Genomic DNA, 25,395 nt, shown 5'->3' with positions numbered 1-25,395 from the left:
GTCTGACCCCGACCGTGGCGTAGCGGGGTGCGGGGTGAAAATCAGCCCTCGCTCCAGCGTTGCACGTGGTCGGGCACCGCCAGCGCGCAGGCCGGGTCGGTCTGCGGCGCCAGGCGGCTGCGCTCGAACGGCAGCACGCCGGCCCAGACCGGCCAGGCCATGTCCTCGGCGTCGTCGTTCGGCGCGCCGGCGCGCACCTTGCAGGCCGCCTCGCTCAGCGCGATGCGCAGCACCGTGGTGGCGGCGTATTCCTTGTCGTTGCCGGCGCGGACCTCGGCCTGGCGGCCCGGCACCAGCCGGTCCATGAAGTTCTCCATGGTGCGCCGCTTGTGCGCCTCGTCGCCGACCTTTTCAAAACGGCCGTAGATCATCACCGAGCGGTAGTTCATCGAATGGTTGAAGGCCGAGCGCGCCATCACCAGGCCGTCGAGGTGGGTGATGGTGATGCAGATGTCCGACTCGACCAGCCGGCGCAGCATGCGGCTGCCGTTCGAGCCGTGGATGTACAGGTGCTCGCCGTCGCGCCAGCAGGCGGTGGGGATGCAGTGGCTGCCCTTGTCGTCGCTGAAGGCGATGTGGCACAGGTAGGCGTCGTCGACGATGCCGTACACGGTGGCGGCGTCGTAGCGGGCGTTCTCGGCGACGCGGCGCACGCGGGTGCGCTCGCTCGGCGCGCCGGCGAAGGTGGTGGTGTCTGCGGGTGCTGCGGTGTCGGCTGCGACGGTGTCGGTCATGGTGGTGTCCAAATGGGTGGCTACAAAGGGTGAAGTAGGCAATATAATGGCCGGCTGGCTCTGTCGACAGATCCAGGCCTGTGTCATTTTTTGGAGCCATGAATGGAGCACACCCCGTGGATTACGCCCTGTTGATCGCCGCCTTCACCGAGCAGCACCGCGCGCGCGGCTGGCCGCGCCAGCGCCTGCTGCACGAATGCCTGCGCGCGGCGATCCGCAACGGCACGCTGGGCGCCGGCAGCCGCCTGGTGGCCACCCGCGTGCTGGCCGCCGAGCTGGGCGTGGCGCGCAACACCGTACTGTACGCCTACGAGCAGCTGGCCTGCGAGGGTTACGTCAACACCGGCCGCGGCGGCACCATCGTCGCCGCGCTGGCGCCGGAGTTCGCCGCGCCGGCGGTGGCGGCGCCGCACGCCGGCCTGTCGTCGCGCGCCCGCGAGCTGCGCCCGATGTCCGGCATCAGCGACAGCATGGCCGCCTTCATGCCGGGCGTGCCGGCGCTCGAGCAGTTTCCGCTGGCGCTGTGGCGGCGCATGCTGGAGCGGGCCTGGCGCGGCCTGACGGTGGCGCAGCTGAACTACGGCGAGCCGTGCGGCGAGGCGGCGCTGCGCGAGGCCATCGCCGACCACCTGCGCGCCTCGCGCGGGGTGGTGTGCGAGGCCGGCCAGGTGTTCATCACCGACGGCACCCAGAGCAGCCTGGACCTGTGCGCCCGCGCCTTCGCCGACCACGGCGACACCGCCTGGCTGGAGTGCCCCGGCTACGCCGGCGCGCTGGCCGCCTTCCGCGCCGCCGGCCTGCGCGTCGAGCCGCTCGCCGTCGACCAGGACGGCATCGCGCCGCAGCCGCGCGACTGGGCGGAGCGCCCGCCTCGGCTGATCTACACCACGCCGTCGCACCAGTATCCGACCGGCAGCGTGCTCAGCCTGCGGCGCAGGCTGGCGCTGATCGAGCAGGCGCGCGCCGCCGGCGCCTTGATCATCGAGGACGACTACGACAGCGAGTTCCGCCACGACGGCCCGCCGCTGGCGGCCATGCAGGGGCTGGCGGCGGACGCGCCGGTGCTCTACCTGGGCACCTTCAGCAAGACCATGTTCCCTTCGCTGCGCATCGGCTTCGTGGTGGTGCCCAGGGCCTGGCGCCGGCACTGGCGGCGATGCGCGCGCAGTCGGCCGCGCGCGGCCGCGTCGCCGAGCAGCTGGCGCTGGCCGAATTCCTGCGCAGCGGCCAGTTCGCCCTGCACCTGCGGCGCATGCGGCGGCTGTACCGGCAGCGCCGCGACGCGCTGGCGGCGGCGCTGGGCGAGCATGTGGGGACGGTGGCGTTGGTGCACGGCGGCTCGGCCGGCATGCACCTGGCCTTGCGCTTCACCGACGCGGCGCTGTGCGACACGACGATCGCCGCGCAGGCGCTGGAGCTGGGCATCGTGACGCACGCGCTGAGCGCGCACTGCGACCATGCGGGGGAGGGCGGTTCGGACTGGCGGGGCTTGATGCTCGGCTACGCGCAGGTGCCGGCCGAGGAAATGGATGGACTGGTCAGGCGCTTGGCGGCGCTGTTGCACCTGGCGGCCTACAGCGCCAACCGTCCGCGCCGCAGCGGTTGAAGCTGCGGCGCGGAGGCACTACGGAACTAGCTTAGAACGCCGTGTCGGCGCGGATGTACATCGAGCGGCCGTTCACGCCGATCGGGCAGGTTTCCCAGCAGCGGGTGAAGCCGATCTTCGGGAAGTCGCCGCCGTTGCTCCATTCCGAAGGCAAGGTGTTGAACACGTTGTTGGCGCCGACGCTGAGGAAGGTGCGCTTGCTGAAGGCGTAGCGTACCGAGGCGTCGACCAGCCACTTGGCGTCCCAGGTGTGCAGCGGGCTGAAGTTCGAGGCCTGCACTTCGCCGTAGTAGTTGGCGCGCGTGTTGAGGTTCCACGGGCCGGCTGTGTAGTCGGCCGCCACCACGTGGTGGCGGCGCGGCTGGCCGCGTTCGATCAGCGTGACCTGCGACTGGTCGAACAGCTGCTCGCCGGTCAGCACCGATGACGTCGAGTGGCGCTTGGTGACCTCGGTCTTGTTGAAGCCCAGCTGGCCCGACAGCACCAGCGTCGAGGCCGGCAGACGGGTGGTGTGCTCGGCGACGATGTCCAGGCCACGGGTCCGGGTGTCGACCGCGTTGGTGAAGAACTGCGCCTGGCCCACGCCCAGCGGATTGAGGATGCTGGCGATCGGGCCGACGCCGCCCTTCTCCGGCGACACCTCGCTGGAGAACACGATGCGGTCCTTGATCTTGATCTGGTAGGCGTCGGCGGTGATCGAGAAGTTCTTCGCCGGGCGCAGCACCATGCCGATGCTGCCGCCGGTCGAGGTCTCCTCCTTCAAGGGGGCGATGCCGAAGGCCTGGGTCACGGCGCTGCCCTGGCGCGCGGTCAGCGTTTCGGTCAGCACGCCGTTGTTCAGGTTGGTCGAGACCGAGCTGTAGAACGCCTGCTGCACGCTGGGGGCGCGGAAGCCGGTCGAGACGCTGCCGCGGAAGCCGAGCTCCTTGCTCGGGTCGAAGCGGGCGCTGAACTTGCCCGTCACGGTGCTGCCGAAGTCGGAGTACTTCTCGTAGCGCACGGCGCCGGCGACGGTCAGCTGGTCGACCGGCTTGTGTTCGAGGTCGAGGAACAGGGCGACGTTGTGGCGGCCGGCGTCGACGGCGGTGCCCGGCGTGTAGCCGGGGAAGCCCTGGATGCCGGAGGCGGCGGTCTTGCCGTTCTGGCCCTTGATGGCGATGGTCGGGTTGTTGGTGCGGCCGTACTGGTAGGAGACCGGGTCGCCCGCCTCGATCTGGTAGTTGTCGCTGCGGTACTCGAAGCCGGTGGCGACGAACACGGTGCCGTCGCCGACCTTGACCGGACCCTTGACGTCGGCGTTGAAGGTGGTTTGGGTGAACTTCAGTTTGCCGGTGTCGGCCTCGCGCGGCGACTCGCCGTAGATCTGGCCCGGCGCGCCGCCCGGTTTCGGCTCGTACCAGTAGCTGACGTTGATGCTGTTCGACTCGTGGAAGTCGAGTTCGCTCTCGCCGTGGTTGATGCTGATGTCGGCCTTCCAGTCGTTCGGCAGGTCGCGCCGGTAGCCGAAGGCGAAGGAGGCGTCCTTGACGGTGGTGTGGATGTTGGGCAGGTAGCCGTCGGCGTGGGTCTCGGACGGCACGGTGCGGTCGTCGCCCTGCGAGCGGTAGAAGCCGTAGGCGTCGCCCTTGCGGCGCGACAGGCCGCCGAAGGCGTAGAACTCGCTGGCCTTGTCGATCGGCAGCGCGGCGTTCCACCACAGGTAGGCGTCCTTGGCGTTGCTGTCGCCGATGTGCTGGGTCACCCGTGGCGCGCCCTGCACGCGCAGCGAGTCGGGGCCGGCGCGGTTGGTTTCGCCGCGCTTGCGCGCCTCGACGGTCAGGTTGATGAAGCCGCCGTCCTGGCCCAGCGCGAAGCCGGTGTTGGCGCTGCCGGAATAGGTGTCGCCGTCGCCCTCGGAGGTGGTGCCGACGGTGCCGCTCAGGGTGGTCTCCTTGACCTGCGACTTGAGCACGATGTTGATCACGCCGGCGATGGCGTCGGAGCCGTACTGGGCGGCGGCGCCGTCGCGCAACACCTCGATGTGGTGGATCGCGCCGAGCGGGATGGCGTTGATGTCGGTGCCGGCCGAGCCGCGTCCGATGGTTTGCTGCACGTTGACCAAGGCCTGCTGGTGACGGCGCTTGCCGTTGACCAGCACCAGCACCTGGTCGGGGCCGAGCGAGCGCAGCGTGGCGGGACGGATGATGTCCGAGCCGTCGCTGATGAAGGTGGTCGAGAAGTTGAACGACGGGTCCAGCGTCTGCAGCAGCTTGCCCAGCTCCAGCGGTCCTGCGGTTTGCATGTCCTTCAGGCTGATCAGGCCGACCGGTGCCGAGGTGTCGAGCGCGGTCTTGGCCACCGAGCGCGAGCCCAGCACGACGACGGTTTGTTCGGCCGGCGGGGCGCTGTCGGCGGCGCTTTGCGCCCAGCTATGGCCGGCGGCGAGCAACAGGGCGGAGGCGATCAGGGTGCGGCGGAAGGGGAGGCGTTGCGGGGCGGCGGTGCTGTGGTGTGCTGTAGTCATGTGTCATTCTCTCGTATGGTTTTTATCTGAACATGCAGCCAATGGGTGACCGGCTTTGACGCTGAACGGGCGAGGGTGACTCGCCGCCGAGAAAATACTACAGTGTGCGATTGCTGCCGGCCAAGGGGTTTGCGGCGTGGTGTTGTGTTATGTGCACCAGTTGCAATATTGCGTGCGTTATACGGGGAAATCCCTTACCCTGATCGACCGCCGGCCGGAAAGTCGAGTCCGCCAGGGGGCGGCGGGTGGATGCCTTTATGCTAGTCTTGCCGGCGCGGCAACGACTGTTGCCGCCGCCGGCGCCGCCTATTGCTGGTCGAGCATCCAGCCCTTGAGGCCGTTGACCCAGGACTTGGCGGGCAGGTTGAAGCGCGTCTTGATGGCGCCGGCGCGCTCGTAGAGCAGGCTGAAGTCGAGCAGCGGCGAGCGCTTGAAGGCGATCACGACGATGTTGGCGTCGTGCACCTCGGGCAGCCAGACGACGGCGTCGAACACCTGCTCCATGGCTTGCAGGTTCTTGTCGTAGTTGGGGAAGTCGCCGAACACGTTGGTGGTCATGATGCCGTCGGCGCTCAGGCAGTCGTGGCAGGCCTGGTAGAACTCGGGCGAGTCGAGCACCGGGCCGCGCGCCTCCTCGTCGTACAGGTCGACCTGCAGCACGTCGACCGTGCCGTGGTTGGCCGGGTCGAGCACGAAGTCCATGGCGTCCATCTCGCGCACCGCCAGGCGCTCGTCGTCGGGCGGCAGGCCGAACTGGGCGCGGCAGATGGCGATGACGTTGGGGTTGAGCTCGACGGCGGTGACGCGCGCCTCGGCCAGGCGGTGGTAGCAGAACTTGGTCAGCGCGGCGCTGCCCAGGCCGAGCTGGACGACGTGGCGCGGGCGTTCCTGGAACAGCAGCCACATCATCATCATCTGCACGTATTCGAGCTCGATGGCGTCCGGTTTGGACAGGCGCATCGCGCCCTGCACCCACGAGGTGCCCAGGTGGAGGAAGCGCACGCCCTGGAACTGGGTGGTGGTGGCCGGCGGGTGGCCGGGCTGGTCGTAGCGCGCGGCGCTGGCCGGCGCGGCGGCGGTGGGGGAGGCGGTTTTCTTGGACATGGGCGTAGTTTACCAGCCGTCCCGGCGGCGCAAAAAAAAAGACGCCGCAGCGTCTTTCAAGCTGGGCGCCGGGTTGCGCTCAGGACGACTTGCGGCGCCGCGCCAGGAAGGCCAGCACGCCCAGGCCGCCGAGCATCATGCCGTAGGTTTCCGGCTCGGGCACGGCGGTCACGTTGATGGTGCCGGCGTACGAGGCGGTGATCGGGGTGTCCTTGTGCATCATCATGTCGCCGGCCCAGCCGTGCACGACCAGCGTCAGGACGCCCGATGCGGGGGCCATGAGCAGGCCGCCGGCTTCAAAGACGCCGCCCGGGCTGGCGAACAGGGCCAGGGGGTTGCCGTTCAGCGTGGCGCCGATGAAGTCGATGTCTTGGGCGGGGGTGAAGCCGACCGTGACCAGGCTGGCGTCGACCAGCGAGGGGCCGACCGGCGGCGTGAAGGTGATGGTGTCCCAGAACTCGCCGGAGAACACGTGTGTCAGGCCGAAGCCGGCGCTTTGCAGTGGTGGCGAGCCGACCAATGGCACGACCGGAGTGAGATCTTCCGCCATGACGGCAGTGAAAGGTGCGGCCAGCATGGCGGCCAAAAGTAATGATTTTAGTTTCATTTTTCTTCCCCGTGAAAGTGTTCCCCGGCACTGAAAGGTCAGTGCCGGATTCCAAGTTACGCCGGTGGAAAATTCATGTCAATTCGCTATTTTCAAATCGATAGTCACGGCAAAATAGCTTGTCGCTAAGACACGGGCTGGGCCGTGCCGATGTTTGCGTGAAACACAACGGATGTTGTCAAAATTGACAATGGAATGTCGAAAAAATAATTCCCCGCCTAGTTGCAGGAAACCGACAGCGGCAGGATCAGCGCCACCGTCAGGCCGCCGCCGGCGCGGTTGGCCAGGGTGATGCGGCCGCCGTGGGCCTCGGCGATCTCGCGCGCCAGCGCCAGGCCCAGGCCGGTGCCGCTGCGCTTGGTCGAGTAGAACGGCACCAGCGCGTTGGTCAGCACCGTCTCGCTCATGCCCGGGCCGCGGTCCTGCACCTCGATGCGCAGGCCGTCCTGCAGGCGGCGCACGGCGAGGCGCACGGCGCCGGCCGGCGAGCCGGACTCGTGGGCGTTCTTGAGCAGGTTGAGCAGGGCCGTTCGAGCTGGGCGGCGTCGAAGGCGGCCGGCTCGGCCGGCAGGGCGCCGGCCAGGGCGAACTCGACCTGGGCCGCCAGGTGGCCGACGAAGGCGCCCCAGTCCTGCCATTCCGGGCGCGGCGCCGGCAGCTTGGCGAAGCGGGCGTAGCCGAGGATGAAGCTCTCCAGGTGGCGGCTGCGCTCTTCGATGGTGGCGAGGATCTGCGGCAGGCGCGCGGTCTGGCCGCGGCGCACCAGCTCGGCGCCGGAGTGGGCCAGCGAGGTGAGCGGGGCGAGCGAGTTGTTGAGCTCGTGGCTGATGACGCGGATCACCTTCTTCCAGGTCTGCACCTCCTGCCGGCGCAGCTCCAGGGTCAGCTGGCGCAGCAGCAGCAGCTCGTGCCTGCGGCCGTTCAGGTTGAAGCTGCGCCGCGCCAGGTGGAACACCTCCTCCTCGGCGCCCGCCTCGGTGCCGGCGCCGGCGCCGGTGGTGAACAGGCCGTCGCCGCCGCGCGCCAGCGCCTCGTTGAGGGCCGGCGCGGCCTGCGCCAGCACGGCGTCCAGGCGGTGGCCCTCGAGCTTGCGGCCCTGGTTGAGCAGCTGGCGGGCGGCCACGTTGGCGTACACCACCGGCCCGCCCTCGCTCACCAGCAGCATCGCCACCGGCGTGTTCTGCACCATGGTGTCGAGCAGCAGCTCGCGCTGCACCAGCTCGAGGCGCTGTTGGCGCAGCACGGCGCCGAGCGCGTTGTGGGCCGCCACCAGGTCGCTCAGCTCGTCGTTCTGCGGCCAGTGCAGGCTGAACGAGAAGTCGCCGTCCTGGTAGCTGGTGACGGTGCCGGTGAGGGCGCGGAACAGCGACAGGATGGGCGCCAGCTGGGCGCGGATGGTGATGACGGCGAGCGGCAGCACGCACAGCAGGCACAGCGCCAGCACCAGGCCGGGCCGTTGCGGCAGCAGGCGGGTCAGCGCCAGCGCGACCAGGATGCCCAGTGTCAGCAGGGTGCCGACCAGGGCCGACCAGCGCGTCAGCAGCGAGAGGCGGATGCCCTTCGACGCGCCGCCCCTGGCCCCGGCGGCCGGCCGGGGCCGCTGCTGCTGCTGCTGCTCGGCGCCGGCCATCAGGGACGGGCGATGCCGAGCCGCTCCATGCGGCGGTACAGCGCCTGGCGCGACAGGCCGAGCTCGGCGGCGGCCTGCGCCACCACGCCGCCGGCGCGGCGCAGCGCCAGGCCGATGGCGTCGCGGTCAGGCTCGGCCTCGGCGGCGGCGGCCGCCGCCATGGCCGGCGAGGGCGGCAGGCCGAGGTCGGCGGCGCCGATCGACTCGCCGGCGGCCAGCAGGCCGGCGCGCGCCATCACGTTCTTCAGCTCGCGCACGTTGCCCGGCCAGGGGTGGGCCAGCAGGGCCGCCTCGGCGCCGGCCTGCAGGCGTTTGCCGGCGCCGAGGAAGTGGGCCGCCAGCGGCAGGATGTCGGCCGGGCGCGCCGCCAGCGGCGGCAGGCGCAGCTCGATGACGTTGAGGCGGTAGAACAGGTCCTCGCGGAAGCTGCCGGCGCGTATCATCGCCGGCAGGTCGGCGTTGGTGGCGCTGACCACGCGCACCTTGACCTGGCGCTCCCTGTTCGAGCCGAGCCGCTCGAAGCGGCCCGTCTCGAGCACGCGCAGCAGCTTCATCTGGCCGGCCAGCGGCAGGTTGCCGATCTCGTCGAGGAACAGGGTGCCGCCGTCGGCCGCCTCGAACTTGCCCTCGCGCGCGCGCGAGGCGCCGGTGTAGGCGCCGGCCTCGGCGCCGAACAGCTCGGCCTCGACCAGCTCGGCCGGCAGGGCGCCGCAGTTGAGCACGACGAAGGGGCCGTCGCGCACCGCCGAGTTGGCCTGGATGATGGCGGCGATGCCCTCCTTGCCGCTGCCGTTCGGCCCGGAGATCAAGACCGGCACGTCGGCCCGCGCCACCTGGCAGGCCAGGTGGATCACGCGCTCGGTGGCGGCGTCGCGCCAGACCATGCCGCGCAGGTCGAAGTCGCGTTCCAGGTCGTGGCGCTGGCGCGCCTCGCTGCGCAGGCGCGCGCCGAGGGCGCGCTTGGCCTGGCCCAGTTCGATCAGGTTGCGCACGGTGGCGATCAGGCGGTGGTCGTCCCAGGGCTTGGCCAGGTAGTCGGCGGCGCCCGAGCGCACCAGCTCGACGGCGGCGTCGAGCTGGGTCCAGGCGGTCAGCAGGATCACCGGCAGCCCGGGGTGGCGCGCGCGGATGGCGTGGAACAGGGCGCGGCCCTCGTCGCCCGAGGTGGTGTCGGCCGAGAAGTTCATGTCCTGGATCACCAGGTCGACCTGGTGGCGCTCCAGCAGGGCCAGGCCTTCGTCGGGCGAGGCGGCGCGCAGCGCCTCGATGTCGTGCAGCGAGAACAGCACCTCGAGGGCGATGGCGACGGCGCTGTTGTCGTCGATAATGAGTACGGTAGGCATGCGCGAAGAATAACATTGCCGGACCGCGCGCGGTCCGGTGATTTCCCCCGGGGGGGGGCTCAGGCGCTGCGGGTGGCCAGCGCGGGCGAGGTGGAGGCGGCGCGCCAGGCCGGGCCGTAGACGGCGCCCAGGCCGAGCAGCCAGAACACGCCGGCGCCGGCCGCCAGATAGGCCGCCGGCAGGCGCGTCATCTCCAGCTGGCTCACCAGCAGCGCGTTCAGCGCCAGCCCGAGCAGCACGCCGGCGGCCACGCCGACACTGGTGATCATCACGTTCTCGACCAGGAAGTAGCGCAGGATGTCGACGCGGCGCGCGCCCAGCGCGCGGCGCACGCCGATCTGCTTGCGCCGCTGCGTCACCCACAGGCTGGCCATGCCGACGATGCCGCTGGCCGTCACCAGCAGCAGCAGCGCGCTGACGGCGACCAGCATGCCGGACAGGCCGCGGTCGGCGCGGTAGCGGTCGGCGCGCACCTCGGCCAGGCTCTTCATGCGCACGATGACCGGGGCGCCGGCGCCGGCCCGCGCCGCCGCCTCGGCCTCCTTCATCACGCGCTCGAGCTGGCCCGGCTCGGCGCGCAGGGTGAAGTTGCTGTCGCTGCCGCCGGTGTAGCGGATCGGCACGATGACGGAGATCTCGCCGTCGCCCTTGATCTGGGCGCCCGGCGTCTGCAGCCGCTCGACCACGCCGACCACCTCGCTGGCGCCGGCCTTGTCGCCGGTGCCGAAGTACAGCGTCCTGCCCAGCGCGCTGGCGCGGTCGGGCCACAGCCGGCGCGCCAGCGCCTGCGTGACGATGGCCACCTTGGCGAACTCCTCGCTGGTCTCCTGGTCGACCTCGACGACGTCCTGCGGCGCGAAGTCGCGCCCCTCGCGCAGCTGCAGGCCCCAGGTCTTGAGCAGGCCGTCGGGCGTGTTGTAGAGCGCCGCCGACTCGTTGACCTGCGCCTGCTCGCGCTTGGCGGCGATGCCGCTGTAGCTGCCCGAACGGCTCATCGGCAGCTGGTTGACGGCGGCCACCGACAGCACGCCGGGCACGGCGCGCAGCGTGGCCGCCTCGGCCTTCTGCTCGGCCAGCTGCTGCTGGTGGCCGCCGGCCTTCAGGTGGCGGATCTGCAGCGAGAACACGTCGGCCTCGGCGGCCACGCCGCTGGGCCGCGCCGCCACCGCCTGGCGCACGGCGACGATGTGCAGGGCGTTGGCCAAAATGGCCAGGCTGAGCGCGACCTGCACGGCGACCAGCACGGCGCCGGTCTTGCTGCGCAGCAGCGCCGACAGGATGGGTCGGATTTCCATGGTGTTGTCCTCTTTTCTTTGCGGGCTTACTGGGATTTGAGTTGCAGCGCCGGCGTCACCTGGCAGGCGCGCCAGGTCGGCAGCAGGCCGGCCAGCACGGCCGCCGCCACCGCCATGGCGAAGGTGGCCGCCAGCATGGTCCAGTCCATCTGCGCGGCCACCGTCAGCTCCTTCGACTGGCGGCCGATCAGGGCCAGCGCGCCGAAGGCCAGCAGCAGGCCGAGCGCGCCGCCGGCCAGGCCGACCACGGTGGTCTCGACCAGGAACTGGCGGAAGATCTCGCGCCGCGAGGCGCCCAGCGCGCGGCGGATGCCGACCTCGGCGGCGCGCACCGAGAACTTGGCCAGCAGCAGGCCGATGGCGTTGACCAGGCAAAGCAGCAGGAAGCCGAAGGCCAGCCAGGCGCTCAGCCGGTTGTCGTTGCCGACCACCTTGAGGAACTCCAGCCACTCCATCACGTTGTACAGGCGGTTGGGGGCGTTGCGCGGCAGCCGGCCCAGGCGGCGCTGCTCGGCGGCGTAGTTGTCCAGGTAGCCCTGCAGCGCGGCGCGCCCGCCGCCAGCCGCACTGGTCTCGAACCAGAACTGGATCCAGGTGCATTCCGAGTCGAGCAGGCCCTGGTAGCCGGGTGCCGGCGGCCCCTTGCAGTTGGTGCTGCCGTGGTGCTCGGTCTGGTGCCGCAGCATGCTGGCGAAGGGGATGAAGAACTCCTCCTCGCTGCCGAAGGCGCCGCGCCCGCCGACGACGCGGTGGAAGCGCGGCACCACCTTCCAGGTCTCGAGCACGCCGCTGACCAGGAAGGGGAAACCGAGCAGGTTGACGCGCCGGCCGACCGGGTCGGCGGCGCCGTACAGCTTTTCGGCCAGCGCGCGGCTGAGCACCACCACGTCGGCGCCGGCGGCGTCGTCGGCCGGGCTCCAACCCTGGCCGTGGCGGAACGGCGCCTCGAACATGGCGAAGAAGTCGCTGGTCGGCGCCAGGCCGTAGGCGGCGAACGGGGCCAGGTCGGGCCGCGCCGGCGCCACCGCCGCCGCCACGCCGACGATGGCGGTGCGCCGCTCGCCCTGGCCGCTGCGCAGCAGGTTGCTGGCGTCGCGGTAGCTGAGCTGGCGGTCGGTCTGGCGCGGGTCGCCGCCCGGCGTGTAGCCGTCGGCCGGGCCGTTGTCGAGCAGCGGCACGAACAGGCGCGCGCTCTTGTGCGGGATCGGGTCGCCGCCCATCACGTGCAGCACGGTCAGCGTGGCGACGCTGGCGGCCACGCCGACGGCCAGCGTCAACACCATCAGCGCGGTCAGCGCCGGGTTGCGCCGCAGGCTGCGCAGGCCCAGTTGGAAGTAGTAGAGCCACATGGCCGCCCCCTATGCCGCGTGGACGTTCGACTGGCCGTCGAACAGCGAGGCGGTGCGCCGCGCCAGGTCGGACACCTGGCCGTCGATGATGTGCACGTTGCGCTGCGAGCGCACGGCCAGCTCGGGGTCGTGGGTGACCATCAGGATGGTGGTGCCCTGGGCGTTGATCTCCTCGAGCAGCTGCATGACGCCGCGCGCCATCTGGGTGTCGAGGTTGCCGGTCGGCTCGTCGGCCAGCAGCAGCTTGGGCGAGCCGGCCAGCGCGCGGGCGATCGCCACGCGCTGCTGCTGGCCGCCCGACAGCTCGGCCGGGTAGTGGCGCATGCGCGAGGCCAGGCCGACCTTGGCCAGCGCGTCCTCGATGCGTTCGCGGCGCTCGGCGCGGTTGAAGCCGCGGTAGCGCAGCGGCACGTCGACGTTGTCGAACAGCGACAGGTCGGGGATCAGGTTGAAGCCCTGGAAGATGAAACCGAGCTTCTCGTTGCGCAGGCGCGAGCGGGCGTTGTCGTCCATGCCCTGGACGTTGACGCCGTCGAGGATGTACTCGCCGTCGCTGAACTCCTCGAGCAGGCCGGCGATGTTGAGGAAGCTGGTCTTGCCCGAGCCGGAAGGGCCCGGTGACGGTGACGAATTCGCCGGCCTTCACCTCGATCTCGAAGCCGCGCAGGGCGTGCGTCTCGATCATGTGGGTGCGGTAGACTTTGCTCAGGTTGTGCATGCGCAGCATGGCTTGCCTTTCGGGTCGGGTGGAATGGGTTGACTTGTTTCTGCTTATTGGTGGATGGCGACGCGGGCGGCGTTGTCGAAGGCCTCGCTGCCGGCGATCACCACCTGGTCGCCCAGGCGCAGGCCGCCGGCGATCTCCACCGCCGCCACGCTGGTGGCGCCCAGCTTGACCGCCGTGCGCACGGCCACGCCGTCGCGCACCAGGTAGACGAAGCGGCCGCCGTCGGCCTCGACGAAGGGGCCGCGCGGCAGCAGCAGCACGCCCGGCTTCTCGTCGATCAGCAGGCGCGCGCCGACGCGCTGGTTCTGCCGCAGGCCGGCCGGCTGGGCGCCGTCGAAGCGCAGCCGCGCCAGCACCTGGTTTTTCACCACCTCGGGCGACAGCGCCGACAGGGTGCCGACCGCCTGGATGGCGCCGGCGGTGATCTCGGCGCGCATGCCCAGGCCGATGTCGGCCACGTAGGTCTCCGGCACCTCCAGCTCGACCTCCAGCTTGGACAGGTCGACCAGCGTCATCAAGGCCGCGTTGGCCTGCACCACGCTGCGGTTGGCCACCGACAGCGTGCCGATGAAGCCGTCGACCGGCGCGCGCACGGTCAGCTCGTCGACCCGGCGCTGGGCGTTGGCCAGGGTCAGGCGCTGGCGTTCGAGCTGCTGCACCTTGGTGGCCAGCTCGAGCGCCACGTTGTCGCCCTCCAGCGCGGCGGCCTGCTCGGCGTGCCTGGCGCGGATCTCGGCCGAGCTGAGCGCGTCCTTGGCCTTCTGGAAGTCGATCTTGGCGATGATGCCGTCGTTGGCCACCGCCTGGTAGCGCTCCAGCACGCGCTGGGCCGACAGGCGCTCGATCTCGGCGGTGTCGGCCTCGCGCCGCGCCAGCAGCTTCTGCTTGCGCGCCAGGATGTGCTGGCGCGCCACCTCGGCCTCGAGCTGGGCGTAGCTGGACTGTTCGCGCTTGAGCGCGTCCGACAGGTCGGCCGACTCCAGCACGGCCAGCACGTCGCCCTTTTTGACGGTGTCGCCGGCCGAGGCCTTCAAGGTCACCGTGGCCGGCGTGGTGGCGTACAGGGTCGGGCTGACGGCGGCCACCACGCGGCCGTTGACGGCGGCGTCGCGCAGCAGCGTGCCACGGCTGACGGCGGCGATGCGCAGGCGCGCCGCGCTGACCGAATGTTCGTTGCCGCGCCAGGCGGCCAGCAGCAGCACGCCGGCGCCGGCCAGGGCGATGGCGGCGCCGGCCCACAACAGGCGGCGCCGGTGGCGTTGTGCCGGCGGCGCGTTCAGCACGGTGTCTTGATGGGAGGTGTCGCGGATCATTGGGGGCGCCGGTGGAAGAAGGATGCGGCTATCTATGCAGCTTCCGTGCCAGCGCCGCGCGGCGCGCCCAAGTGCTTGATTCAGCTGGATTTTCCTGCCGCCGCCGGGGCCGCGCAGGGCGCTGCGGTGTCCGCCGCCGTGTCCGTTGCGGTGTCCGCCGGGCGGCGCCGGACGGCCAGCGTCAGCAGCGCCGCGCACAGCGCGGCGCCGGCCATCACGCCGACGCCGGCGCGCAGCGACCAGTTGGCGGCCACCGCGCCGATCAGCGGCGGCCCGGCCAGCAGGCCGGCGTAGCCGATGCTGGCCACCATGGCGATGCCGGCGGCGGCCGAGCTGCCGGTCCGCCCGGCGGCGCTGAAGATGGCCGGCACCACGTTCGACAGGCCCAGTCCGGCCATCGCATAGCCGGCCAGGATGGCGCCGGTGGCCGGCAGCGCGCCGGCCAGGCCCAGGCCCAGCGCGGCCAGCGCGGCGCCGCCGGCGATCACCCGCCGGCTGCCGCAGTGGCGCACCACGCGGTCGCCCAGCAGGCGGCCCAGCACCATCGTGCAGGAGAAGGCGGCGAAGCCGGCGGCGGCGGCGGCCGCCGTGGCGCCGGTGCTGGCCAGGTACAGGCCGCTCCAGTCGACCATCGCGCCCTCGACCAGGAAGCACAGCAGGGCGATCACCGCCAGGCCGGCCACGGCCCGCCGCGCGCCGCGCGCCGCCGCTCCTTCTGCCGCCGCCGCCGCGACAGGCGCGGCCGCCGTCGATGCGCCGTGTGCCGGCGGCGTATTGTCCGCGCCCGCGTCCAGCCGTCCGGCCGCCGTCAGCACCAGCGCCAGGGCGAGCAGCGCCGTCGGTAGCAGCAGCCAGGCGGTCGGCGTGTCGAAGTACAGCAGGGCGGCGCCGATGCCGGTGCCGGCCAGGCCGCCCAGGCTGAAGGCGGCGTGGAACGACGACATGATGGCCGCGCCCCAGCGCCGCTCCACCGTGCTGGCGTGGGCGTTCATGGCGACGTCGAGCAGGCCGTTGGCGCCGCCCAGCAGCAGCGTGGCCAGCATCAGCAGCGGCAGGCTGTCGACCCACAGCGGCAGCGGCAGCAGCACGGCGAAGGCCAGCCCGGCCAGCTTGGTGGCGGCGGCCGTGCCGCCGACGCGCGGCACCAGCCGGCCGCTCAGCGGCATGCAGCACACCGCGCCGGCGGCCAGGGCCAGCAGCGCCAGACTGAGGCTGGCGTCGGACAAGGCCAGCGCCTGTTTGAGCGGCGGGATCGCCGTGGCCCAGGCGCCGATGCCCAGGCCGTTGGCGAAGAAGACCATCAGCGTGGCCCGGCGGGCCTGTTTGACTGCGGCGGTGTGCATGTGTGCTTTCGGTTGGTGGGCGCGGGGGCGGGGTCAGGCGGCGTCGGCCACCCGCACCTGGGTCGCCTCGCCGTAGAAGCTGGCCAGGCGCGCCGGGTCGGCGTCGTGTTCGACCAGCAGGTAGGCGATCTGGCGCATCGCCGCCACGCCGTAGGGCGCGCCGGTGCCGATCTTCTCGTTGGTGACGGCCACCGCGACGGCGTCGCTGGCGGCCACGGCGGCCTGCTTGAACTCGGCCTCCTCGAAGCTGAAGCCGCCAATGCCGCGCCGCGCGTCGACCGAGCAGGCGCCGAGGAAGCACAGGTCGGCGCGCAGGGCGGCGACGTCGCGCACGGCGCGCGCGCCCAGGCTGGCGCCGGAGCGCCAGTCGACCTGGCCGCCGATGACGATCAGCTCGATGCCGCGCCGTGGCGCCAGCAGCGCGGCGATGGCCGGCGAGTTGGTCGCCACGCTCAGGCCCAGGTTGTCCGGCAGCAGTTCGGCGATGGCGCCGTTGGTCGAGCCGGCGTCGATCAGCAGCAGTTGGCCCTGGCGCAGCAGCGGCAGGGCGGCGGCGGCCAGCGCCAGTTTGCGCGGGCGCGCCTGCTCCAGCCGCTGCACCAGCGGGCCGGAGGCCGGCGACAGCGGCAGCACGCCGCCGTAGACGCGCTCGCACAGGCCGGCGGCGGCCAGCTCGCGCATGTCGCGCCGCACGGTGTCCTCGGAGATGCCGAATTCGCGCGCCAACTCGGCGGCCAACACCCGGCCGCCGCCGGCCAGGCGTTCGACGATCAGGCGTTGGCGTTCCTCGGGCAGGCGAACGGCGGAGATAGATGTGATGGAGGCGGACATGGCAAAATAAACGTGCAAATAGGTGAGTCAAATTGTGCATCAACGTGCATAAACATGCAAGCGCGCATGGCGTTCCCTGGGGATTGCAGTTAGGCGCCGCCCTGCGGCGGCAGGCGGGCGGGGTGATTTGTTTCTTCATCGCACTTGTTAATGTTGCAAGCGGTATCATCTTGGCTCGACCGCATCACCATGGAACCCCGCATGAATCCTTTGCCACGCTGGCGCCTCTCCCTGAGCAGCGCCTTCGGCCGCCTGATCGCGCTGCTGACGCCGGAACGCCCGCCGCTGGCCGACTATCCGTTCACCGCCCACGACGTCGGCCTGTACCACCGCACCGTCTCGGCGACGGCCGCCGGCGCGGTCGACGAGCAGACCTGGCAGGAGATGCTGCTCGAGCCGTACAGCGCCCGCTTGGCGCCGGCCACCAGCATCATCGGCCAGCAGATCCTGCACCAGCGCCTGCGCGGCGCGGCCGGCGCGGAGGACGGGTCAAACGAGGCGGGCGGGGCGGGCGGGGCAGGCGCGGCGCGCGTGCGCGCGCTGAGCCTGGACGCGCCGCGCCTAGCCCGCCTGCAGCAGTGCTGCGAGGGCTTGCGGCAAACAGATGTTGAGATCAGCGAACAATTGTTTGACGCGCCCCACCGAACGGCGCCGCGTTGGAGCGCCATGCTGCCTTGGCTGCCGCTGGGTTTCCTGCTGCTGGTGGCCGGCGGCCTGGCCAGCGGCTGGATGCTGTTGTGGCTGGGCGCCGTGCTGGTGTGGCTGGCGCTGCTCGGCGTGCAGATGTGCTTCAGCGACGCGGTCGAACAGTGGGAGCGCAAGCTGCGCACCATGCGGCAGCTGTTGCGCAGCCATGTGCTGCTGGCGCGGCTGGACGATCCGTTCACGGCGGCCTTGCGTGGCGGCGCCGCGCGCGCCGGCAAGATCAACCGCGCCATCACCCGCTCGCCGCTCGACATGCTGCCCGGCGTGCGCGAGTACAGCGACTGGCTGCTGCTGAAGAACGTGCGCCACTACTTCGCCAGCCGCGACACGGTGCTGCTGCATCTGGACTTGCTGCGCTCCAGCTTCCTGCTGGTCGGCCGGCTGGAGGCCGACCTGGCCTTGGCGCGCCACCTGGCCGCCACGCCGCAGCACTGCTGGGTCGAACCCGAGTCGGCGGCGTGTGCGTTCGCGTCGCCGTCATCGTCGCCAGCGTCGTCGGCGCCGGCAAGCGTATCCGATGGGGCGCCGCCAGCCGTTGCGCCGGCCGCCACCGCTGCCGCCGCGAGCCCGTCTGCGGCGGCCGTCCCGGCGCCGCCGCGCCTGCGCTTCGAGCAGGTGGTGCATCCCTTATTGGAGCGCGCCGCGCCGCTCGACTTCGCGCTGGACGGCCGGGGCGCCTTCATCTCCGGCCAGAACGGCATCGGCAAGAGCACGCTGCTGCGCACCGTCGGCTTGAATTTGATCGTCGCGCGCGCCTTCGGCTTCTGCTACGCGCGCTCGGCCAGCGCGCCTGCGCTGCCGGTGTATTCGAGCATGCAGGGCGAGGACGCGCTGAGCAGCGGCGAGAGCCTGTACATCGCCGAGCTGCGCCGCGCCCGCGAGCTGCTGGCGCTGGCCGAGCGCGGCCCCGGCCTGTTCATCATCGACGAGATCTTCCGTGGCACCAACCACATCGAATCGATTTCGGCGGCGGCGGCCGTGCTGCACTCGCTGGCCGCCTCCGGCCTGGTGATCGTCTCCTCGCACAACCTGGTGCTGGCGCCGCTGCTGGCCGACTGCCTGACCCCGCTGTGCGTCAGCGCGCCCGACGGCGACCAGTCGCGCCTGCGCATCGCGCCCGGCGTGCTGGCCGAGACCAACGGCATCGCCCTGCTCAGCGCGCGCGGCTTCGGCGCCGACATCGACGCCAAGGCCAGGCGCGTGTTCGACTGGCTCAGCGAGTATCTGGCCGAGCCGCAGGACTGCGGCCAGGTGCTGCGGCAGCAGGCCGCCTAGCGTGCTGGCGAACCCCGGCGCGACGCCAGGGTCAGACCCTGAGGGTCTGACCCTCATGTGGCCGCGCCTGCCCGCCACGGAGTGTTTGGCGGGGTGGCCTCACTTCTCCTGCTTGAGCGGCTTGCTCTTGTCGATCACCTCGCGGCAGTCGCCCTTGATGGTGGCGTTGTCGTAGTTGGTCCAGCCGTAGCTGTCGACGTAGCGCTTGTGCTGCTTGAACTGCTTGTTGATGAAGCTCCATTCCAGCCGCTCGCCGTCGTAGTCGATGTCGCCCAGGTCGAGCAGGGTGTGGAACACGTTCTCCGTCGCCAGCCTGGCCTTGCGGTGGCGCAGCAGCTGCTTGACCTTGTCCGGATAGCGGGCGCGGTACTGGTCGGAATACCAGACCAGCGCCGGCACGTGGAACTCGAACTGCGTGTTGTGGCCGTGGAAGGCCAGGTTGCAGGTGCCGTCGTACAGCGTCTGGCCGTGGTCGGCCACGTACATCATCGAGGCCAGCCGGCCGCCGTCCTTCAACTGGCCGATCACTTGCGACAGGAACCAGTCGGTGTAGAGGATCGAGCTGTCGTAGCTGTTGTTCAGCTGCGGCTTGATCTTGGTGTCGGTGTAGACCGGCCTGTCGACGCCGTACAGCGAGGGCTGCCACTTGTCGAAGGCCTGTGGATAGCGCTGGCTGTAGTTCCAGTGGCTGCCCAGCGAGTGCAGCACGATCAGCTTCTTCGGCGCCGGATCGGCCAGCGCGTTCTTCAGCGGGTCGAGCAGGATCTGGTCGAAGTTGGAGTTGTTGGTGAAGCCGCCCAGGTTGAGGAACTGGATCACGTCGGCCTCCTTGGCGAACACCGACACCGGCGTGTCGAACTGGCCGAAGGAGATCTGGTTCGACAACCAGTAGGTCTTGAAGCCGGCCTCCTTGTAGGCGGTCAGGAAGGACTTCTCCGAGAAGCCGTCCTTCAGGCTCTGCATCGACGGCTTGCGCGAGATCATCACCGGCACCGACAGGCGCGTCGCCGACACCGCCGTGATCACGTCCGGCAGCGTCACCAGGTTGGCCTCGCGCTTGAGCAGGGGATTGGTCTCGCGCTCGTAGCCGTTCAGGCTCCAGCGGTCGTAGCGCGACGATTCGCCGATCACCATCACCACCAGCTCGGGATCGCGGTTGGGCGTCGGCTGGTGCGCCTTGAAGGTGAAGCTGCTGCTGCGCTGGCCCAGCTCGGCCAGGTAGTGGCGCTCCTTATAGAAGTCGATGCCGCGCACCATCAGGCCGAACGGCCAGGCGCCGCCGATCGCCTCGAACTCGATCGGCGAGCGCGCCCACCACGGCAGCGGCGCCAGCTTCCAGCCGGTGCGGTGCGCCGCCGCGACGGCGACGTGTTGCGGGCTGCTGTCCTCGACGGCGTCCTCCTCGCCTTCGTCGGACTCGTCGTCGGCGTCGTCGCCGAAGCCGGAGGCGGCCACGCTGACGGCCGAAGCCGAAGCCGAAGCCGAAGCCGAAGCAGATGCCGGGGCCGAAGCCGTTGCCGCGCCGCTGCCCACGCCGCCGGCCGCCACGCCGCTGCCCGGGCTCGCCTTGGCGGCCGAGACGGCACTGCCGGCCGGGGCCGCGCCGGCCGCCGCCAGGCTGGCCGCGTGCGCCGCGCCGGCGCCGTGGCCGCCGCCGGCCGGCTTGGCGCTGATGCCGAACTCCCAGCCGTAGGCCCAGCCGCCGGCCAGCAGCAGCAGCGCCGCCAGCGCGGCCCAGCGGCTGCGGCCGCGCCAGTCCAGCGCGCGGGTGCGGCTGGCGGCCCAGCCGGCCAGCAGCCACCAGACACAGACGCCGAGCATCACGCCGCCCATCAGCCACACCTTCTGGCCGAGGAACTCCAGCGCCTCCTTCGGGCTGGTCTCGGCGATGATGCCGAGGTGGTGGGTGGAGATGCCCTGGCCGTAGAAGACAAATAGATACAGCTCGGTCGGCGCGGCCAGGAAGGCCGGCAACAACAAGCAGTGGAACCAGGCCGGGCGCTGCAACACGGCCCACACCGCCAGCCAGGCGATCAGCTCGACGGCGGCGATCTGGCCGCCGCGCTCGACCGCGCGGCCGAGCAGCAGCGGCACCCAGGGCAGGAGGCTGAGCAGCAAGTAGCTGGCGAGCAGGAACAGGGGGGCGGGACGCAACAGCGGCCGGAGGGAAACGCGCATAGAATCCGGAGGTGGCAAAAATGTCTGCTATTATCTGTGCTTTCCCGGGGCGACAGTTAGCTTTTGCGCACCCCGCGCAACACTCCTCGGCCGTGGCGCCAGCCGCCGTCCGCCGCGAATTAGATTGACTGCAAGCTAGTCCACGTCTATACTCGCGAGTTCTCAATTTATTCTGCACATCGTATACGCTCTTTGTGGCCGCTCCAACGTGAGTGGCTGTTCGCGCCTCTACCGTGCATAGGAAATCGAGACTAGGTTTTAGTCCCCGGACATCCGTCCGGGTTATCAACGTTGTAATTTTGTTGGATTTAGAACGATGCCAACCATCAATCAACTGATTCGCAATCCACGTGTCGCTTTGACCGTGAAGAGCAAATCGCCGGCGCTGGAAAACAGCCCGCAAAAACGTGGCGTTTGCACCCGTGTTTACACCACCACCCCTAAAAAGCCTAACTCGGCGCTGCGTAAAGTAGCCAAGGTTCGCCTGACCAACGGTTTCGAAGTCATTTCGTACATCGGCGGCGAAGGCCACAACCTGCAAGAGCACAGCGTTGTTCTGCTGCGCGGCGGTCGTGTTAAGGATTTGCCGGGTGTGCGTTACCACATGGTTCGCGGTGCACTGGATACCCAGGGCGTCAAAGACCGTAAGCAAGCTCGCTCGAAATACGGTACCAAGCGCGCTAAGGCTGGTAAGAAGTAATCGAGTTGTAAACCAAGTTTCGCTCAGTGGCAGTAGGCTAAGTGAATGTAGTCGACCGCATCTGGTCGAGTAAGTGGGGGGCTATGATGGCCGTCCGCGAGTGTGCGATAAAGCGCACCTCAACTGAAGATTGAAAGGAATTGATATGCCACGTCGTCGTGAAGTACCCAAGCGCGAAATTTTGCCAGATCCAAAATTCGGCAACACTGATGTCGCCAAGTTTGTAAACGTGCTGATGCTGTCCGGTAAAAAATCGGTCGCAGAAAACATCATCTACGGTGCCTTCGAGCACATCGCTGCTAAATCGGGCAAGGATCCGCTCGAAGTGTTCGCTACCGCGATCAGCAACGCCAAGCCGCTCGTTGAGGTGAAATCCCGTCGCGTCGGTGGTGCAAACTACCAGGTGCCGGTCGAAGTTCGCCCAGTCCGTCGTATGGCTCTGTCGATGCGTTGGTTGCGCGAAGCCGCGAACAAACGTAGCGAAAAATCCATGCCACAGCGTCTCGGTGGCGAGCTGATGGAAGCGGCCGAAGGCCGTGGCGGCGCAATGAAAAAGCGTGATGAAGTGCACCGCATGGCTGAAGCGAACAAGGCGTTCTCGCACTTCCGCTTCTAATAAAATCGGCCGGGTCTTTCGGGACTTGGCTGTTATCTGTTGTTCGAGGCCGGGCTCATTTTGTCAAAAAATGGTGCTCGGTTTTGTCCATTAAAAGATTTAGGATTAATTATGGCCCGCAAGACCCCCATTGAGCGCTACCGCAATATCGGTATTTCCGCTCACATCGATGCAGGTAAGACGACCACCACCGAGCGCGTTCTGTTCTACACGGGCGTGAACCACAAGATCGGTGAAGTCCACGATGGCGCCGCCACGATGGACTGGATGGAGCAGGAACAAGAGCGCGGTATCACGATTACCTCCGCAGCGACCACCTGCTTCTGGAAAGGGATGGCTAACAACTTCCCAGAGCACCACATCAACATCATCGACACCCCGGGCCACGTCGACTTCACCATTGAAGTCGAACGCTCGATGCGCGTGCTCGACGGCGCTTGCATGGTTTACTGCGCAGTGGGCGGTGTTCAGCCACAGTCGGAAACCGTATGGCGTCAGGCCAACAAGTACAAAGTGCCACGTCTGGCCTTCGTCAACAAGATGGACCGTACCGGCGCGAACTTCTTCAAAGTTTACGAGCAGATGCGTGCCCGCCTGAAGGCGAACCCGATTCCTCTGCAGATCCCGATCGGCGCCGAAGAGAACTTCCTCGGCGTGGTCGACCTGGTCAAGATGAAGGCGATCTATTGGGACGACGCGTCCCAGGGCATGAAGTTCGACTACCGTGAAATCCCGGCCGAGCTGGCCGAGCAGGCCGCCGAGTGGCGCCTGAAGATGGTCGAAGCCGCCGCCGAGTCCAGCGACGAACTGATGAACAAGTACCTGGAAGAGGGCGACCTGAACGAAGCCGAGATCAAGGCCGCCATCCGCGCCCGTACCCTCGCTTCGGAAATCGTTCCAATGATGTGCGGCACCGCCTTCAAGAACAAGGGCGTGCAAGCCATGCTGGACGGCGTGATCGAGTACCTGCCATCGCCGGTCGACATCAAGCCGGTTCAAGGTATGGACGAGGACGACCAGCCGACCAGCCGCAAGGCTGAAGACACCGAGAAGTTCTCGGCGCTGGCCTTCAAGATCATGACCGACCCGTTCGTCGGCCAGCTGATCTTCTTCCGCGTCTACTCGGGCACCATCAAGTCGGGCGACACCGTCTACAATCCGATCAAGAACAAGAAGGAACGTCTTGGCCGTATTCTGCAGATGCACGCCAACCAACGCGAAGAGATCAAAGAAGTGCACGCCGGCGACATCGCCGCTGCGGTTGGTCTGAAAGACGCGACCACGGGCGAAACCCTGTGCGATCCATCGTCGATCATCACGCTGGAAAAAATGGTCTTCCCTGAGCCGGTGATTCAACAGGCCGTGGAACCTAAGACCAAGGTCGACCAGGAAAAAATGGGCTTGGCGCTGAACCGCCTGGCACAGGAAGATCCTTCGTTCCGCGTCAAGACCGATGAAGAATCGGGCCAGACCATCATCGGTGGTATGGGCGAGCTTCACCTGGAAATTATCGTTGACCGCATGAAGCGCGAATTCGGCGTCGAAGCGACCGTCGGCAAGCCACAAGTGGCCTACCGCGAAACGATCCGCAAGACCTGCGAAGAGTCCGAAGGCAAGTTCGTCAAGCAATCGGGTGGTCGTGGTCAATACGGTCACGTGGTTCTGAAGATCGAGCCGCAAGAACCGGGCAAGGGCTTCGAGTTCGTTGACGCCATCAAGGGCGGCACCGTTCCACGCGAATACATCCCTGCGGTTGAAAAGGGTGTGCGCGGCACGCTGAACACCGGCGTGTTGGCCGGCTACCCAGTGGTCGACGTCAAGGTCACGCTGTTCTTCGGTTCGTACCACGACGTGGACTCGAACGAAAACGCGTTCCAGATGGCCGCTTCGATGGCCTTCAAAGACGGTTGCCGCAAAGCGTCGCCAGTCATTCTGGAGCCAATGATGGCTGTGGAAGTGGAAACGCCGGAAGACTACGCCGGTACCGTGATGGGCGATCTGTCGTCCCGCCGCGGTATGGTGCAGGGCATGGACGAGATCCCAGGCGGTGGTGGCAAGATCATCAAAGCCGAAGTGCCGCTGTCCGAAATGTTCGGTTACTCGACCTCGCTGCGTTCCGCAACGCAGGGTCGCGCTACCTACACGATGGAATTCAAGCACTACTCGGAAGCGCCTAAGCACGTTACCGACGCAATCGTTACCGCGAAAGCCAAGTAATTTTTGTATTTTTTGCGGCCGGGGGGATCCCCCGGGCCGCATATCTAAAACAATGTTCTAAGGAAGAATAAAATGGCAAAAGAGAAATTCGAACGGACCAAGCCGCACGTCAACGTCGGCACCATCGGCCACGTCGACCACGGTAAAACCACCCTGACCGCTGCGATCGCAACCGTTCTGTCGAAGAAATTCGGCGGCGAAGCTAAAGCATACGACCAGATCGATGCAGCTCCGGAAGAAAAAGCACGCGGCATCACCATCAACACCGCCCACGTCGAGTACGAAACCGCAGCGCGCCACTACGCTCACGTTGACTGCCCAGGCCACGCCGATTACATCAAAAACATGATCACCGGCGCGGCACAGATGGACGGCGCGATCCTGGTTTGCTCCGCAGCTGACGGCCCAATGCCACAGACCCGCGAGCACATCCTGCTGGCCCGCCAAGTTGGCGTTCCATACATCATCGTGTTCCTGAACAAGTGCGACCTGGTCGACGACGCGGAACTGCTGGAACTGGTCGAAATGGAAGTGCGCGAGCTGTTGTCGAAATACGATTTCCCAGGCGACGACCTGCCAATCGTCAAAGGTTCGGCACGTATGGCACTGGACGGCGACACCGGCCCAATGGGCGAGCAAGCCATCATGCAACTGGCCGAAGCGCTCGATTCGTACATCCCTACGCCAGAGCGCGCTGTTGACGGCGCCTTCCTGATGCCAGTGGAAGACGTGTTCTCGATCTCGGGTCGCGGCACCGTTGTTACCGGCCGTATCGAGCGCGGTATCATCAAAGTCGGCGAAGAAATCGAAATCGTCGGCATCACCGACACCGTCAAAACCATCTGCACCGGCGTGGAAATGTTCCGCAAGCTGCTGGACCAGGGTATGGCTGGCGACAACGTCGGTCTGCTGCTGCGCGGCACCAAGCGTGAAGATGTCCAGCGTGGTCAAGTTCTGGCCAAGCCAGGTTCGATCAAGCCGCACAACCACTTCACCGGCGAGATCTATGTGCTGTCGAAAGACGAAGGCGGTCGCCACACCCCGTTCTTCAACAACTATCGTCCACAGTTCTACTTCCGTACCACCGACGTGACCGGTTCGATCGAACTGCCAGCGGACAAAGAAATGGTCATGCCAGGCGACAACGTGTCGATCACCGTCAAGTTGATCAACCCGATCGCCATGGAAGAAGGCCTGCGCTTCGCTATCCGTGAAGGCGGTCGTACCGTCGGCGCCGGCGTGGTTGCAAAAATCATTGCTTAATTCTTGATTTTTAAGAACTAGCGATAGATGAAAAGGGCAGGGCCGCTCGCGGCGCT

At 68.3% G+C, this 25,395-nt stretch carries 20 protein-coding genes and 1 pseudogene; 7 read left to right on the top strand and 14 right to left on the bottom strand.

All coding sequences use genetic code 11. The features are described 5' to 3' along the window. Positions 1-41 precede the first annotated feature (41 nt). Positions 42-734, bottom strand: a complete 693-nt coding sequence (locus QC826_RS27475; RefSeq protein ID WP_279763266.1) for a pyridoxamine 5'-phosphate oxidase family protein — start codon at positions 732-734, stop codon at positions 42-44. A gap of 116 nt (positions 735-850) precedes the next feature. On the opposite strand from QC826_RS27475, the pseudogene QC826_RS27470 reads away from it, so the two are divergent. Then, positions 851-2,340 (top strand): annotated as a pseudogene (locus QC826_RS27470) (PLP-dependent aminotransferase family protein). Positions 2,341-2,371: 31 nt separating this feature from the next. On the opposite strand, the gene QC826_RS27465 reads toward QC826_RS27470, so the two are convergent. The 9 genes from QC826_RS27465 to QC826_RS27425 form a co-directional block, all read right to left on the bottom strand. Continuing rightward, positions 2,372-4,843: a TonB-dependent receptor plug domain-containing protein gene (locus QC826_RS27465; protein ID WP_279763265.1), complete on the bottom strand. Its 2,472-nt coding sequence runs from the start codon at positions 4,841-4,843 to the stop codon at positions 2,372-2,374. A gap of 306 nt (positions 4,844-5,149) precedes the next feature. Then, positions 5,150-5,947, bottom strand: coding sequence for a spermidine synthase (locus QC826_RS27460; RefSeq protein WP_093390875.1), 798 nt, complete (start codon positions 5,945-5,947; stop codon positions 5,150-5,152). Positions 5,948-6,026: 79 nt separating this feature from the next. Then, entirely contained in the window at positions 6,027-6,554 is a 528-nt protein-coding gene (locus QC826_RS27455; protein WP_279763264.1) for an FxDxF family PEP-CTERM protein, read from the bottom strand. A 218-nt stretch (positions 6,555-6,772) separates the two neighbouring features. Then, positions 6,773-7,069: a sensor histidine kinase gene (locus QC826_RS27450; protein WP_279766618.1), complete on the bottom strand. Its 297-nt coding sequence runs from the start codon at positions 7,067-7,069 to the stop codon at positions 6,773-6,775. After that, positions 6,958-8,184 carry an ATP-binding protein gene (locus QC826_RS27445; protein ID WP_279763263.1) on the bottom strand — a complete coding sequence of 409 codons (1,227 nt, stop codon included), beginning with the start codon at positions 8,182-8,184 and terminating at the stop codon, positions 6,958-6,960. Before QC826_RS27445 ends, QC826_RS27450 begins: the two co-directional genes overlap by 112 nt. Next, positions 8,184-9,527 (bottom strand): sigma-54-dependent transcriptional regulator, encoded by a 1,344-nt coding sequence (locus QC826_RS27440; RefSeq protein WP_279763262.1) that lies wholly within the window; start codon positions 9,525-9,527, stop codon positions 8,184-8,186. The genes QC826_RS27445 and QC826_RS27440 overlap by 1 nt, the downstream gene beginning before the upstream one ends. Before the next feature lie 59 nt (positions 9,528-9,586). Then, positions 9,587-10,822, bottom strand: a complete 1,236-nt coding sequence (locus tag QC826_RS27435) for an ABC transporter permease (protein ID WP_279763261.1) — start codon at positions 10,820-10,822, stop codon at positions 9,587-9,589. A gap of 26 nt (positions 10,823-10,848) precedes the next feature. Further along, positions 10,849-12,171, bottom strand: a complete 1,323-nt coding sequence (locus QC826_RS27430; RefSeq protein ID WP_279763260.1) for an ABC transporter permease — start codon at positions 12,169-12,171, stop codon at positions 10,849-10,851. A gap of 9 nt (positions 12,172-12,180) precedes the next feature. Further along, complete coding sequence (locus QC826_RS27425) at positions 12,181-12,741, bottom strand: ABC transporter ATP-binding protein (RefSeq protein ID WP_279766617.1); 561 nt, start codon at positions 12,739-12,741, stop codon at positions 12,181-12,183. Positions 12,742-12,748: 7 nt separating this feature from the next. Between QC826_RS27425 and QC826_RS27420 the strand changes: the two genes are divergently transcribed. Next, complete coding sequence (locus QC826_RS27420; protein ID WP_279763258.1) at positions 12,749-12,931, top strand: hypothetical protein; 183 nt, start codon at positions 12,749-12,751, stop codon at positions 12,929-12,931. An 11-nt stretch (positions 12,932-12,942) separates the two neighbouring features. On the opposite strand, the gene QC826_RS27415 is transcribed toward QC826_RS27420, so the two are convergent. The 3 genes from QC826_RS27415 to QC826_RS27405 form a co-directional block, all read right to left on the bottom strand. After that, positions 12,943-14,211 carry an efflux RND transporter periplasmic adaptor subunit gene (locus tag QC826_RS27415; RefSeq protein WP_279763257.1) on the bottom strand — a complete coding sequence of 423 codons (1,269 nt, stop codon included), beginning with the start codon at positions 14,209-14,211 and terminating at the stop codon, positions 12,943-12,945. An 80-nt stretch (positions 14,212-14,291) separates the two neighbouring features. Further along, positions 14,292-15,554, bottom strand: coding sequence for an MFS transporter (locus QC826_RS27410; RefSeq protein WP_279763256.1), 1,263 nt, complete (start codon positions 15,552-15,554; stop codon positions 14,292-14,294). Between the two features lie 33 nt (positions 15,555-15,587). Continuing rightward, positions 15,588-16,385 carry a DeoR/GlpR family DNA-binding transcription regulator gene (locus QC826_RS27405; protein WP_093390884.1) on the bottom strand — a complete coding sequence of 266 codons (798 nt, stop codon included), beginning with the start codon at positions 16,383-16,385 and terminating at the stop codon, positions 15,588-15,590. 201 nt (positions 16,386-16,586) lie between these two features. On the opposite strand from QC826_RS27405, the gene QC826_RS27400 reads away from it, so the two are divergent. After that, positions 16,587-18,365 (top strand): MutS-related protein, encoded by a 1,779-nt coding sequence (locus QC826_RS27400; protein WP_279763255.1) that lies wholly within the window; start codon positions 16,587-16,589, stop codon positions 18,363-18,365. A 99-nt stretch (positions 18,366-18,464) separates the two neighbouring features. Here the strand turns inward: QC826_RS27400 and QC826_RS27395 are convergent, their stop codons facing one another. Beyond that, complete coding sequence (locus tag QC826_RS27395) at positions 18,465-20,543, bottom strand: phosphoethanolamine transferase (protein WP_279763254.1); 2,079 nt, start codon at positions 20,541-20,543, stop codon at positions 18,465-18,467. A gap of 316 nt (positions 20,544-20,859) precedes the next feature. On the opposite strand from QC826_RS27395, the gene rpsL reads away from it, so the two are divergent. From rpsL to tuf, 4 genes are all read left to right on the top strand, one after another. Then, positions 20,860-21,243: a 30S ribosomal protein S12 gene (gene rpsL, locus QC826_RS27390; RefSeq protein ID WP_025603541.1), complete on the top strand. Its 384-nt coding sequence runs from the start codon at positions 20,860-20,862 to the stop codon at positions 21,241-21,243. Positions 21,244-21,388: 145 nt separating this feature from the next. Beyond that, on the top strand, positions 21,389-21,859 hold the full coding sequence (gene rpsG / locus QC826_RS27385) for a 30S ribosomal protein S7 (protein ID WP_093390887.1): 471 nt from the start codon (positions 21,389-21,391) through the stop codon (positions 21,857-21,859). A gap of 111 nt (positions 21,860-21,970) precedes the next feature. Further along, the gene (gene fusA, locus QC826_RS27380) at positions 21,971-24,076 is read left to right on the top strand and encodes an elongation factor G (protein WP_093390889.1); all 2,106 of its coding nucleotides are present in this window, start codon (positions 21,971-21,973) and stop codon (positions 24,074-24,076) included. 72 nt (positions 24,077-24,148) lie between these two features. Further along, a complete protein-coding gene (gene tuf, locus QC826_RS27375; RefSeq protein ID WP_279763253.1) occupies positions 24,149-25,339 on the top strand; it encodes an elongation factor Tu in 1,191 nt (396 codons plus the stop codon). Positions 25,340-25,395 lie beyond the last annotated feature (56 nt).

Origin of the sequence: Rugamonas sp. DEMB1 (genome assembly GCF_029834475.1) — a bacterium.
Classification (GTDB): Bacteria; Pseudomonadota; Gammaproteobacteria; order Burkholderiales; family Burkholderiaceae_D; genus Rugamonas; species Rugamonas rubra.
This window is presented reverse-complemented; position numbering and strand designations above follow the sequence as displayed.

Coding starts and splice junctions, on each gene's coding strand:
- QC826_RS27475 (WP_279763266.1), bottom strand. CDS start 734: ATGACCGACACCGTCGCAGCCGACACCGCAGCACCCGCAGACACCACC.
- QC826_RS27465 (WP_279763265.1), bottom strand. CDS start 4,843: ATGACTACAGCACACCACAGCACCGCCGCCCCGCAACGCCTCCCCTTC.
- QC826_RS27460 (WP_093390875.1), bottom strand. CDS start 5,947: ATGTCCAAGAAAACCGCCTCCCCCACCGCCGCCGCGCCGGCCAGCGCC.
- QC826_RS27455 (WP_279763264.1), bottom strand. CDS start 6,554: ATGAAACTAAAATCATTACTTTTGGCCGCCATGCTGGCCGCACCTTTC.
- QC826_RS27445 (WP_279763263.1), bottom strand. CDS start 8,184: ATGGCCGGCGCCGAGCAGCAGCAGCAGCAGCGGCCCCGGCCGGCCGCC.
- QC826_RS27440 (WP_279763262.1), bottom strand. CDS start 9,527: ATGCCTACCGTACTCATTATCGACGACAACAGCGCCGTCGCCATCGCC.
- QC826_RS27435 (WP_279763261.1), bottom strand. CDS start 10,822: ATGGAAATCCGACCCATCCTGTCGGCGCTGCTGCGCAGCAAGACCGGC.
- QC826_RS27430 (WP_279763260.1), bottom strand. CDS start 12,171: ATGTGGCTCTACTACTTCCAACTGGGCCTGCGCAGCCTGCGGCGCAAC.
- QC826_RS27420 (WP_279763258.1), top strand. CDS start 12,749: ATGTTGAGGAAGCTGGTCTTGCCCGAGCCGGAAGGGCCCGGTGACGGT.
- QC826_RS27415 (WP_279763257.1), bottom strand. CDS start 14,211: ATGATCCGCGACACCTCCCATCAAGACACCGTGCTGAACGCGCCGCCG.
- QC826_RS27410 (WP_279763256.1), bottom strand. CDS start 15,554: ATGCACACCGCCGCAGTCAAACAGGCCCGCCGGGCCACGCTGATGGTC.
- QC826_RS27405 (WP_093390884.1), bottom strand. CDS start 16,385: ATGTCCGCCTCCATCACATCTATCTCCGCCGTTCGCCTGCCCGAGGAA.
- QC826_RS27400 (WP_279763255.1), top strand. CDS start 16,587: ATGAATCCTTTGCCACGCTGGCGCCTCTCCCTGAGCAGCGCCTTCGGC.
- QC826_RS27395 (WP_279763254.1), bottom strand. CDS start 20,543: ATGCGCGTTTCCCTCCGGCCGCTGTTGCGTCCCGCCCCCCTGTTCCTG.
- rpsL (WP_025603541.1), top strand. CDS start 20,860: ATGCCAACCATCAATCAACTGATTCGCAATCCACGTGTCGCTTTGACC.
- rpsG (WP_093390887.1), top strand. CDS start 21,389: ATGCCACGTCGTCGTGAAGTACCCAAGCGCGAAATTTTGCCAGATCCA.
- fusA (WP_093390889.1), top strand. CDS start 21,971: ATGGCCCGCAAGACCCCCATTGAGCGCTACCGCAATATCGGTATTTCC.
- tuf (WP_279763253.1), top strand. CDS start 24,149: ATGGCAAAAGAGAAATTCGAACGGACCAAGCCGCACGTCAACGTCGGC.